This window comes from Pedobacter jeongneungensis, assembly GCF_039538295.1.
GTDB lineage: Bacteria > Bacteroidota > Bacteroidia > Sphingobacteriales > Sphingobacteriaceae > Pedobacter > Pedobacter jeongneungensis.
On record NZ_BAABBY010000024.1, the window covers coordinates 1 to 3,352 of the forward strand.

Annotated in this window: 1 rRNA gene; it reads right to left on the reverse strand. The window is 48.5% G+C overall.

What is annotated here, in order from left to right:
* Window positions 1–3: 3 nt before the first annotated feature.
* Window positions 4–2,880, reverse strand: a 23S ribosomal RNA gene (locus ABD769_RS24835).
* Window positions 2,881–3,352 lie beyond the last annotated feature (472 nt).

Consider the following 3,352-nt stretch of genomic DNA (forward strand, 5'->3'; position numbering starts at 1 on the left):
TTGCTTTGAAAGCTTCGGATGATTAGTACTACTCGACTGTGCTGTCACCAGCTTTACATCTGTAGCCTATCAACGTAGTAGTCTGCTACGGTCCTATATGGAATTCTCATCTCGTGGCTAGTTTCGCACTTAGATGCTTTCAGCGCTTATCTATTCCCAGCGTAGCTACTCTGCAATGCCCCTGGCGGAACAACAGATTCACTAGAGGCTGGTCCAACCCGGTCCTCTCGTACTAAGGTCAGCCCCACTCAAAATTCCTACGCCCACAACAGATAGGGACCGAACTGTCTCGCGACGTTCTGAACCCAGCTCGCGTGCCACTTTAATCGGCGAACAGCCGAACCCTTGGGACCTTCTCCAGCCCCAGGATGTGACGAGCCGACATCGAGGTGCCAAACCTCCCCGTCGATATGAGCTCTTGGGGGAGATCAGCCTGTTATCCCCAGCGTACCTTTTATCCTTTGAGCGATGGCCCTTCCATGCAGAACCACCGGATCACTATATCCGTCTTTCGACCCTGATCGACCTGTATGTCTCACAGTCAAGCAAGCTTATGCTATTGCACTCCGCGTACGGTTACCAAGCGTACTGAGCTTACCTTTGAAAGCCTCCGTTACCTTTTTGGAGGCGACCACCCCAGTCAAACTACCCATCAAACAATGTCTCCCGCTTGGCAGGATTAGACACCGAATACAGAAAGGGTGGTATTTCAACGTTGGCTCCACGACGCCTAGCGACGCCGCTTCAAAGCCTCCCACCTATCCTACACATCCTGTATCCAATGTCAATGTTAAATTGTAGTGAAGGTGCATGGGGTCTTTCCGTCCCGTTGCGGGTACCCGGCGTCTTCACCGGGACCACAATTTCACCGAGCTCATGGCTGAGACAGCGCCCAGATCGTTACACCATTCGTGCAGGTCGGAACTTACCCGACAAGGAATTTCGCTACCTTAGGACCGTTATAGTTACGGCCGCCGTTTACTGGGGCTTCGATTCAATGCTTCTCCTTGCGGATGACATCCCCTCTTAACCTTCCAGCACCGGGCAGGTGTCAGGCCTTATACTTCATCTTTCGATTTTGCAAAGCCATGTGTTTTTGTTAAACAGTCGCCTGGGCCTTTTCACTGCGGCTAACATTGCTGCTAGCGCCCCTTCTCCCGAAGTTACAGGGCCATTTTGCCGAGTTCCTTAGCCATGATTCACTCGAGCACCTTAGAATCCTCTTCCCGGATACCTGTGTCGGTTTGCGGTACGGGTTTTTATAACCTGGAGCTTAGCGGTTTTTCTTGGAAGTCTGATTACCTGCACTATCCACTCAGCCGAAGCCTCGCGGTACTATCAGCGTTCAGCTAGATCGGCGGATTTGCCTACCGTTCTAATACCTACAGCCTTTAACGATCTATTCCGTCAGATCGCGGCAGTGTCACTACTCCGTCCCCACATCGCAGTTATAAAAAGTACTGGAATATTAACCAGTTGTCCATCGAATTTCCCCTTCGGGTTCTCCTTAGGTCCCGACTAACCCTGATCCGATTAGCGTTGATCAGGAAACCTTATCCTTTCGGTGGGTGGGTTTCTCGCCCACCTTATCGTTACTTATGCCTACATTTGCTTTTCTAGAAGCTCCAGCACCCATTACCAGGTACCTTCGCTGCCGCTAGAATGCTCCCCTACCGATATATTTCAATCCCATAGCTTCGGTGTACAGTTTAATGCCCGTTTATTATCCATGCCCGATCGCTCGACTAGTGAGCTGTTACGCACTCTTTAAATGAATGGCTGCTTCCAAGCCAACATCCTAGCTGTCTGTGCAATCGGACCTCGTTAGTTCAACTTAACTGTAACTTGGGGACCTTAGCTGATGGTCTGGGTTCTTTCCCTCTCGGCGCGTGACCTTAGCACCCCGCGCCTCACTGCAGATCATATTTCATAGCATTCGGAGTTTGTCTGGATTTGGTAGGATTTGACTCCCCCGCACCCAATCAGTAGCTCTACCTCTATGAAACTTAATATCCACGCTGTTCCTAAAAACATTTCGGGGAGTACGAGCTATTTCCCAGTTTGATTAGCCTTTCACCCCTACCCACAGATCATCCGGAAACTTTTCAACGTTTATCGGTTCGGTCCTCCAGTACGTGTTACCGCACCTTCAACCTGTCCATGGGTAGATCACAAGGTTTCGCGTCTACCCCCTCTGACTATACGCCCTATTCAGACTCGCTTTCGCTTCGGATCCGTGCCTGAAGCACTTAACCTTGCCAGAGAGGAGTAACTCGTAGGCTCATTATGCAAAAGGCACGCCGTCACGCAACTTGTACGCTCCGACCGCTTGTAAGTACACGGTTTCAGGTTCTATTTCACTCCCCTGTTCGGGGTTCTTTTCACCTTTCCCTCACGGTACTGGTTCACTATCGGTCTCTCAGGAGTATTTAGCCTTACCGGATGGTGCCGGCAGATTCCCACAAGGCGTCTCCGACCTCGCGGTACTCAGGATACTGCTAAGCTAGCATTCTATACGTGTACAGGGCTATCACCTTGTATCGCCGGGCTTCCCATCCCGTTCCACTTCTGTTTGCTAATGCCATGTTGCAGTCCTACAACCCCCACTTTGCCGTAACAAGGTAGGTTTGGGCTCTTTCCCTTTCGCTCGCCACTACTCAGGAAATCATTATTATTTTCTCTTCCTCTGCTTACTTAGATGTTTCAGTTCGGCAGGTTTGCTCATTATATGTGACATGTCTTCAACATGCCGGGTTGCCCCATTCGGAAATCTTCGGATCAATTCCTATTTGCAAATACCCGAAGCTTATCGCAGCTTATCACGTCCTTCATCGCCTCTGAGAGCCAAGGCATCCCCCGTGTACTCTTTTTTACTTTCTTCTACTTGTACGCCTTTTGCGCCGTACAGTATGCTTTTTTTGCTCTTGTTATGATGTCTCATCCCTAATTTTGTATTGCTACATCCTTAGGAGAGCACAAACACAACAGTCGCCTATTGTTGTTTGCTCTTCTTTTTTAACTTCTTCCAATATGTCAAAGAACTTTATTAAGGTTGAAGGTGGAGGGTATAAAGCTAGAGGGTTTCATTGTCCCCTAACTAAGCCTCGTTTCAGCCTTATTAGTAAAAAACTGCGGTCTCGAACCGTTTCATCTTTTCAATCAGTACTTAGTATATAGTATTAAGTACTTAGATTCATAGATGTGCCCCGTGGCGTTTTCTTCTTAATCTTTATGTCAATGTAGTTTACCTATCCTGGTAACTGTTTCTTTTTGTTTTTTAAAAGCTTCCTGCTTTGGTCTTTAAGCTTTATGCTCAAATGTGGAGAATAACGGAGTCGAACCGTTGACCTTC